The 8,764-nt window shown below is 43.8% G+C and carries 9 protein-coding genes; 6 read left to right on the top strand and 3 right to left on the bottom strand.

The genetic code is table 11. From position 1 onward, the window contains the following. Positions 1-179 precede the first annotated feature (179 nt). The 3 genes from ACQEXR_RS03435 to ACQEXR_RS03425 form a co-directional block, all read right to left on the bottom strand. Positions 180-1,079: a LysR substrate-binding domain-containing protein gene (locus ACQEXR_RS03435; RefSeq protein ID WP_269377729.1), complete on the bottom strand. Its 900-nt coding sequence runs from the start codon at positions 1,077-1,079 to the stop codon at positions 180-182. Between the two features lie 108 nt (positions 1,080-1,187). Next, positions 1,188-2,873 (bottom strand): AMP-binding protein, encoded by a 1,686-nt coding sequence (locus ACQEXR_RS03430; protein ID WP_331426703.1) that lies wholly within the window; start codon positions 2,871-2,873, stop codon positions 1,188-1,190. Positions 2,874-3,004: 131 nt separating this feature from the next. Further along, positions 3,005-3,742, bottom strand: a complete 738-nt coding sequence (locus ACQEXR_RS03425) for a helix-turn-helix domain-containing protein (protein WP_427019750.1) — start codon at positions 3,740-3,742, stop codon at positions 3,005-3,007. A gap of 454 nt (positions 3,743-4,196) precedes the next feature. Here ACQEXR_RS03425 and ACQEXR_RS03420 point away from each other — a divergent pair, with 454 nt between their 5' ends. From ACQEXR_RS03420 to ACQEXR_RS03395, 6 genes are all read left to right on the top strand, one after another. Beyond that, positions 4,197-4,385: a Flp family type IVb pilin gene (locus ACQEXR_RS03420; RefSeq protein ID WP_138970412.1), complete on the top strand. Its 189-nt coding sequence runs from the start codon at positions 4,197-4,199 to the stop codon at positions 4,383-4,385. 106 nt (positions 4,386-4,491) lie between these two features. Beyond that, positions 4,492-4,644 carry a Flp family type IVb pilin gene (locus ACQEXR_RS03415; RefSeq protein ID WP_171052108.1) on the top strand — a complete coding sequence of 51 codons (153 nt, stop codon included), beginning with the start codon at positions 4,492-4,494 and terminating at the stop codon, positions 4,642-4,644. 26 nt (positions 4,645-4,670) lie between these two features. Continuing rightward, positions 4,671-5,189, top strand: coding sequence for an A24 family peptidase (locus ACQEXR_RS03410; RefSeq protein WP_427019749.1), 519 nt, complete (start codon positions 4,671-4,673; stop codon positions 5,187-5,189). Positions 5,190-5,204: 15 nt separating this feature from the next. Further along, the gene (locus tag ACQEXR_RS03405; protein WP_138970414.1) at positions 5,205-6,551 is read left to right on the top strand and encodes an AAA family ATPase; all 1,347 of its coding nucleotides are present in this window, start codon (positions 5,205-5,207) and stop codon (positions 6,549-6,551) included. Continuing rightward, positions 6,548-7,291, top strand: coding sequence for a Flp pilus assembly protein CpaB (gene cpaB, locus ACQEXR_RS03400; RefSeq protein ID WP_138970415.1), 744 nt, complete (start codon positions 6,548-6,550; stop codon positions 7,289-7,291). The genes ACQEXR_RS03405 and cpaB overlap by 4 nt, the downstream gene beginning before the upstream one ends. Positions 7,292-7,299: 8 nt before the next feature. Beyond that, positions 7,300-8,757: a type II and III secretion system protein family protein gene (locus ACQEXR_RS03395; RefSeq protein WP_138970416.1), complete on the top strand. Its 1,458-nt coding sequence runs from the start codon at positions 7,300-7,302 to the stop codon at positions 8,755-8,757. The last annotated feature ends 7 nt before the right edge of the window (positions 8,758-8,764 follow it).

The following is an 8,764-nucleotide window of genomic DNA, read 5'->3' as shown; positions in this document are numbered from 1 at the left end:
GACTCCGAATACATTAGCGCAAACCAACTCCGTTATTACTAAATTGTAGTTGCAATAACGGGGCGGACCATACATTTTTTATATAGGGTAACGTGCTCCTAGCGCTTAGTTTCCCAGCCTACCTTGGGCTACGGCTATCAATGATGCCAAAACCTAACGAATGGCTCTCTTTTTGTTGCTTAGCCTGCTATTTCGCTATGTAGCCAGTTTGCAAAAGCAGCGATTCGATTTCGTCGAGGGGACTCATCATTGTAGAACAGGTTGAATTGGATGCCTGGGGTCATACCAATATCAAATGGCTTAATGAGTAACCCTCTCTCTACATAGTCGGCGGCGAGTGAGTCTGAGGCTAAACAAGCGCCATGACCAGCCATAACCGCATTCATCGCATGATCGAAGGTACTGACATCCATCCATCTCACCGACTCTTTGTTCATCTCAACACCGGCTTCGGCAAACCAAGCTCGCCATGGGTAACCTCCTGATTCATAGTGAATCAACCAGCAACCAAGTAGCTGTTCGGGCGTCGATAAGTTGATTGTTTTCGCTAGGTGGGGAGAACAAAACGGGTAGATCGTTTCTTCAAATAGAAACTCTTTATGTAGCTTGTGGTTGTCACTGACGTCGAGAGTATCGCCTTGCCATATAGCTAGGTCGGCATCACCCTGTTTTAGTTTGGGAGCGTCGCAACTGGTAATGATACGAATAGGGATACTTGGGTATTGAGTAGAGAATTTCCATAATCGCGGTAGTAACCAACGAGACGCAAATGACGGCGTTGAACTAACGCACAGCAAGCCTTCAACTGGCTCGCTCTGGATTTGATTCAGACCACTGATAATAGTTTCGAAGCCTTGAGAAACATGTTTAAACAAGATTTTTCCTTGTTCGGTTAAACGCATTTCTCGGCCATCACGGACAAATAGCTTACAGCCTAACCCATCCTCTAATTGGCGAATTTTTTGGCTCACAGCAGCCTGACTAATAAAAAGCTCTTCGGCTGCTCGGCTATAACTATTGAGCCTTGCCGCGACTTCAAAGTAGCGCAATCCTGGCAGGTGATGCAACCTAGCATCCATATACTGTCCCTATGTATTCTTGTGGCAAGTGAGCATCATAATCGCTTTACTTTATGCCGAAAAGTAAAAAGGAGAGCGTAGGCTCTCCTTTTAAATATCAGTACAAAACTACTCTTCCCACACGACGAGCTGACCTTTAGGCCAGTTGTGCCCAATCTCGTGGTATTTTTGCTCAAGAACATGACGTTTAATTTTCAAAGTCGGAGTCAAGATACCATTCTCAATGCTCCACGGATCTTTGATCATTAAGACGCCTTTTATCTGTTCGTGAGACTCTAGCTCGGCGTTCATTCTCTTGATGACTTTTTTCGTCGTACGCTCATAACGGGCACGATCAAAATTAGGGAAATCATGAGGAACCACAAGCAAAATTGGCGCTGGAAGTCCCAGACCAATCAGACACATCATTTCTATACGGCTGTACTCGAACAGCTTTTTCTCAATTGGAACAGGGGCGACAAACTTACCTTTAGCTGTTTTAAAGGTATCTTTTTTACGTCCCTGAATGTTTAAGTATCCTTCGCTGTCTATAGAACCAATATCACCAGTGTGTAGCCACCCTTCCGAGTCAAATGACTCTTGAGTCGCGATGTCGTTCTTATAATAGCCGGAGAATAAACCTTTTCCTCGGACCATGATTTCATTGTCTTCGGCAATTTTCAGTTCAATACCGGGCCCTGCATTACCAACACTACCGATTTTGTCTGCACGGAATGGGTAGTTAAGTGTGCTGTAGGCAAACGACTCAGTCATCCCCCAAGCTTCTGTGATGTTCAGGCCGACGCTGTGGTACCACTCAAGTAACGCCGGAGACACAGGGGCAGAACCACAACCTAGCACGCGTGCTTTGTCCAGACCGAGTCCATCTGCGAGTTTCTTCTTAATCAAAGAGTTAACAAATGGAATTTTGAGCAAGATGTTCAGTTTTTTCTGCGGCAGTTTATCTTGAATACGCTGTTGGAACAGGGTCCATAGTCGAGGCACTGAGATAAACAATGTGGGTCTTTGCATTTTTACATCTTCGATAAAAGTATCGAGAGACTCAGGGAAGGCAGTCTGAACTCCCCCCATGATCGAAGAACCGAAAATATAGACTCGCTCTGTAATATGGGCGAGTGGTAAATAGGAGAACAGACGATCATTCTCTTGAATACCGATGTGATTGATGAGTTGTTGGACCGACCAACTAAACGCGCCATAAGTGAGCATTGCGCCTTTAGGTACCCCCGAAGTGCCGGAAGTATAAACTAACGACATCAATTTATCGTCGTAATGCTCAGGACGATACTGGCTTGGTTCACAATCAGCGATCAACTGTTTAAATTGGTATTGGCAACTTGGTGCAGAGTCATACGGCAGAGCGATGGTGATAAGGTCAGGCATCGTGTCGATCACTTGCTGTGTTGCTGCTGCATCATCAAGCTTACCGCCAATCAGCGCTTTACTTTCACTATGCGTCAGACAGTATTCGATGGTATCAGCACCAGCGGTTGGGAAGATCGGCACGCTGACAAAGTCACCAAGCGTCATGGCTAAATCACAGATAAACCATTCGGCACAGTTTTTTGATACCAGTGCAACTTTGTCACCTGGCTGGATACCCAAATTATTGAGTGCTGTGACTAGCTTTAGTGCTTGATCGGCAACTTCCGCGTAGGTGAACTCGATAAACTGGCGGTTGATAATTTGTTTAAGATAAACCTCATTAGGGCGCTCCGCTGCCCATTTTAGGATCATCTCGTTGGGTGGTGGGAGAGCACAGGTTGGTTTGCTTAACTCGTTAGGCTGAATCATTCTCTAACTCCGTGTTATTGGCAAAATTATGGTTATTTTTGTTGTTAATAGATTGTTAACTCTAGCATGGTAAATAAATAGGAGGAAAGCACTAAGAGTAAGTTTAGGAGTTTCTTGTGACCAGCGCGTGATTAGTGAAGTTGACGATAGACTGCAGGGCTAATCCCCGTCTTTTTTTTGAAAATGCGGGAGAAGTAAGAGACATCGTTATAGCCGCACTGGAAAGCGATAAAAGATATTTTCTCTTTGCGCTCATTGGTTAGCAGCTGCTTAGCGAGATTGATTCTTTTGAGTGTCAGGTAATCCCGGAAACTGACTCCAATCGTTTTGTGAAAAAACTTAGAAAAATACGTCACTGAGTAGTGACAGTATTCTGCTACGTCCTCTTCTCTAATCGTTCTTGAGAGGTTCTTATCGATATACCTCAGCATTTCAACCAGATCTTTGTTGATATGTTTTTGTTGATGGTTCTCTACTAACTTATGGATATTAAGGATTTCTTGGTGTTTTGAAAACTGGTAGTAGACCTGCTTATTGAGTTCATCACTCCAAGCCCGAGAGTCATCGTGATTGAGGTTAAAGGTTGAATAAACCACATCCAATTCAGCAATTTCTTGGGGGAGTCCATTGCCGTATACCACGATTAGATTTTTATCTAGGTTTTGACAAAGCTTTGCGGCAGTCAGAAACAGTGAGTGAAAAGAGGCTTCGTAACAGAAAAAACAGAAATGTATTTCAGATTCACTAAGGACAGACACATCATACCCATAGTCGAGAATATGAAAGTATCTTTCCAGATCTCGAACGATATCTTTGGCGACGTACGTCACCGATTGTCCGAGCCAGTAACCTTTGTGCAACACATCCACTGTGTAAAGTCCTTATTTTGTTTTAGTTTTAATCACACGAACTGTACCAATTAGCTTAGTATGTTAATTGATATTAACCAAGCTTCTTATTGAGCGATTGAATGATTAGTCGGCGTTTTAATGTGATTGATATCACTTAAGTGCAGTGGTCGGCTTTCTGTCAAGTATCAAAAGTGAGAATGGGTGGCTTTAGTTGAGTGGCTATATAGTAGTAACTAAAAAGTGCTTTGTAAGCGCATTAAATTAAAAAGAAAGTATATGAAGGACTATTCTTTGAATAAATAGCCTAATTTTAGAATTTGCTTATTTGACGAGCGGATGTACTTATTTTTTCTGATAGTTAATGGCAAAAAAGTACCAAAGATAGCCAAAATAATCCTAACTGTTATTGCTCAAATAAATCTAAATTATCAATAAGCGAAATGGCTTAATGAACTTTGGAAGGAGACAAATCATGAGCAAGCTTATTAAAAATATTTCTGAATTTATGAAAGACGAAGAAGGCTTAACGGTTGTGGAGTACGTTGTTGGTGCAGGTTTATTGGTAGCCGGTCTAGCAGGTATTTTTGGTACTTTCAGTTCTGCACTAGAAGCACAGCTAGGTACAGTTCTTGATAATGCGCCAGATGGTTCAGGTAACTAATATACCGACATAAACGCATATCCTCGTCTATAGTTGATTAAGAATTAAGTTGCCCATAACTGTGTTGTGGGCAACTTCCTTTTGTTCAACTTGGAGGTTTTTGGCTATGTCTTTCATTAGTTTCTTTAGGGATGAAGAGGGGTTAACCGTCGTCGAGTATGTGGTAGGTGCGGGTTTATTGGTGGTTGGTTTTTCGGGGATATTTATTGTGTTCGGAGAACTGTTATCTCAACAATTTGGGTCTATATTTAGTGAGTAGGACTGACTAATTTTGGGGACAGTTAGATGGATGTTTTTATTTGGATCGTGCTATTTACCATAGCCGTTTCTGATGCAAAAGAGCACCGAATACCTAACTCATTATTATTAGTAGTTCTTTTTGTTAGCTTTATTAATAAGGCTGTTGTCCTTCAGGACTATAATTTCCTACTCTGGTCATCTGTTAGTGGTATTACATGTTTTGGCGTTGCTTTAGTTTTTTATTTTTTAAAAGTGATGGCTCCCGGTGATGTAAAACTTTTGGGTGTCGTGGGTTTTTGGCTTGGCAGTGGGCATATTTTGGGAGCGGTTTATTGGATTGCAGTTGCAAGCGTAGTTATTGGCCTTTTCTATGCCTTTCTTCGCCTCGCAGAGTCACCTAACCAATTCAAATCGTTACTAAACAAATACTCGATCTATGTCATGTATGGTTCTTCGGGCAGTAAAGCTTTAACCAGCCCAAACGGTAGCAGAGGACGATATCAAATGCCTTTTGCGCCAGTCGTTGTTGTTGGAGTAGCGCTTTATTTCTATTTTCTGAATTAATCACAAGGAGTGTTTATGGTTCAGGCAATGTCCAAGGTTCAACATCGAACAGAGTTGACGCCGCAAGCTCCGCAACCCCCTGTGCCAACAAGCTTCGACGACTTAGGAATACCCAAAGCGGTGGTCGAAAATCTGGTCATCAAACACATTGCCGCCTATCCCAAGTCTGACATTCTCCAATTGACCAAGTTGTTATGTATCAATAGTCATATGATTGAGGATGTCATCGCAGGCCTAAGAGCAAAGTCAATGGTCGAGGTTTTTCAAGCTGCTTCCTCAACGTTTTCCACTCAATCTACCGGACATGTGCGCTATGGTTTGTCAGAATCAGGCATGCAGGAAGCCGATACCGCTTTTGTAAAAGATGCCTATTTAGGCCCAGTACCCGTCTCTTTGAATCAATATTGCGAAATGGTCAAGGCGCAGGACGTTCGAGCTCAAATGGTTAATCGAGCCGATGTCGAATATGCACTCTCAGATGTGCTGGGCGCTCATCGTATGGTCGGGGTTTTGGGGCCTGCGATTAATTCTGGTCGGGCGTTGTTGCTTTACGGCAGTGCAGGTTCAGGTAAAACCTTTGTCGCGACAAAAATTCTTAACTCACTCAACACTTCGGTTTACATCCCTCACGCTGTCTTCGCCGCGGGTAACATCATCAAAGTCTTTTCGCCTCAGCATCACAAGAGGGTATCCAGCTCAGATATTCAGTCCATCACGTTTAAAGAACAATTTGACCGCCGCTGGTGCCTTTGTGAACGACCCAGTATCCAAGTCGGTGGGGAATTAACCATGGACATGCTGGAGGTCAACCACAGCGAGCACAACAAGGTATGGATGGCTCCACTACAGATGATGGCGAACAACGGAATTTTTATTATCGACGATTTGGGCCGCCAGCCGATGCCAGTTGATACATTGCTGAACCGATGGATCGTACCGATGGAATATTTCTACGACTATCTGAACTTGCCCAATGGTCAACAGATCTCAATACCTTTTATCCTCACTCTTGCCTTTTCTACGAACCTAGATCCGGAAAAGATCAGTGACCCGGCTTTTTTACGTCGACTTGGCTACAAGATTCAGTTTGGTCCTCTACTCGAAGAAGAGTATCGCGAACTGTGGGGCATTATTGCGAAATCTAAAAATCTGACCCTTACCCAAGGGTGTTTTGAAACTTTATTTGACTTACATCGTCAGCATGACGTGGGCTTTTATCCTTGTTTACCAAAAGACATTGTAGGGATCAGCCGAGATATCATCGTATTTGAAGAAGTTGAACCTGTTATCTCCTCTGAAATCGTAAGCCGTGCGTGGGAAGTGTACTTTACAGCTGATGGCAAAGGAGGAGGTGCTCGATGAGTCGAAATCAAGTCATATTACTCTTTTTACTCTCCATTGCGTTTGGTTTAGGAGCCGTGTTTTTCGCCAAACAGTGGATGGACAACCAATTGCAGCCTCAAACTGAAGTAGAGGTGGTCGAGCGAGAGCCGGTGATCATTGCCTCTCAGGAAATACTCGCAGGGACGGTTATTGAGGAGCAACACATTACCAACAAGTTGCTAGAAAAAGCGTGGCGCTCTGAATCTCAATTTACATCGGCTGAAGAGTTGATCGGGCAAGTTGTTGCGAGCAATGTTTATCCGGGCGAGATAATCCATGTTAGCCGTCTAGCCAATCAGGGAGAGGGTTCAACGTTAGCATCTCTAATCCCAGAGAATAAACGTGCTGTGACTATTCGGGTAAACGATGTTATTGGTGTTGCGGGCTTCTTGCTGCCGGGCAATAAGGTGGATGTGTTAAATACGATTAAATACGGAAAAAACTCGGCTAATACCGTAACAGTGCTCAAAGAAATCAAAGTATTAGCTGTTGACCAAACGGCGAGAACCAAAGAAAACAAGCCAATTATCGTAAGGGCTGTGACGTTAGAGGTGACACCTAGTCAGGCCGAAAAGTTGTTGTCTGCCCAAAGTCGTGGAGACATACAGTTAGCATTACGTAATCCTCATGAAGAGGAAAAAGTGGTCAAAAAATATGTTGCCCCTAGTGTCACCATTATTAAGGGCACTGAATCCAGCAATATCCGCGTCAGGGACTGAGGTGAGCTATGAATAAAATAATAACACTGTTTTTTATCTTGCTGCTGTGCAGTGGTGTTACCTATGCGGCTTCACAATCAGGGAAAGTGGTCAAAGTTCCCCACCATAAATCCACACACGTAACATTAGCTGGCAAAGCAAAGCGTGTTTCATTGGGTGACCCGGATGTGCTTGATATCGTGATGCTCAAATCCGATGAGCTGTTTTTGATTGGTAAGAAGCTTGGCTCGACCAACCTGATGGCTTGGGATAGCCGTGGTCAACTGATTGAATCCATCAATATTGAAGTCACTCATGATTTAAACAGCCTCAAGGCCAAACTCTTTGAGTTTTTACCCAATGAAACCATTGAAGTGCACAGTGCTCAAAACCGATTGATTCTGAGTGGGCAGATAAGCAATCAAGCGGCAATGAATATTGCTTTGAGAGTGGCAGAAACCTACTCCGCTGGACGAGAAGCAGACAAGGAAAATGAGTCTCTGAGTAAGCAAGTTGATAAAACTGGCGTGATAAATCTGATGACGATTGGTGGTGCGCAGCAAGTCATGCTTGAAGTTACCGTTGCTGAAGTTCAGCGCAGCTTAGTGCGTAAGTTTGATGCTAACTTTGCTTTCTTCCAATCCAGCGGCTCTAAGTTTAAATGGGGCGGGGCATCTACCGCAGCTGGTATCGCGGGTGCGACGCCAATTTTTGAGATACCGACATCTGGTGATTACGGGATTTTAGGCTCCTTTATTGATGGCAATACCTTATTTAGTTTCGCCCTCGATGTCGCCCGACAAAACGGCACTGCGAAGGTATTGGCTGAGCCCAATTTGACTGCGTTGAGTGGCTCAAAAGCGGAATTTCTAGCTGGGGGTGAATTCCCAATCCCAGTACCGGATGATAAAGGTATAACGATCGAGTACAAAGAATATGGTGTGGGTCTGAAGTTCATCCCAACCGTGTTAAGCGACAAAAAAATTAATCTTAACTTAGCGGTGGATGTGAGTGAAATTGCCAACAGTTCTTCGCTGACTTTGTCTCCAGGTAGTACCAATAGCACCTACGTTATCCCTCCCATTACGCGTCGCAGTGCTTCGTCTACTCTTGAGCTAGCGGATGGACAGACGATTGGTATCGCTGGACTACTGAGTGAAAATGTACGTGATGTGGCGAGCAAGATGCCCGGTTTAGGCGATATTCCGATCTTGGGGCAAATGTTTAATAGCCAAGAGTATGTTTCAGGTGAAACTGAGCTGGTTATTTTAGTGACACCAAGGCTCGCGCAGCCAATTGACCGAAACAAGGTCACTCTGCCGACTGACTCTTTTGTCGAACCCAATGATTTTAAGTACTACTTACTCGGTCGTGGTTCGTATATCGCGCCTGTCAAGAAAACACCCAAAGCAAAACCTGCCGATGAACAAGAGTATGTTGACCGAAGTAAAGGCGGCACTGAAGGCACATTTGGACATAGTTTGTAGGAGAGCG

It is taken from the genome of Vibrio sp. TRT 2004, assembly GCF_050113735.1.
GTDB lineage: Bacteria > Pseudomonadota > Gammaproteobacteria > Enterobacterales > Vibrionaceae > Vibrio.
The sequence above is the reverse complement of the archived record's forward strand: the minus strand, read 5'-3'. Positions and strand labels throughout refer to the sequence as shown.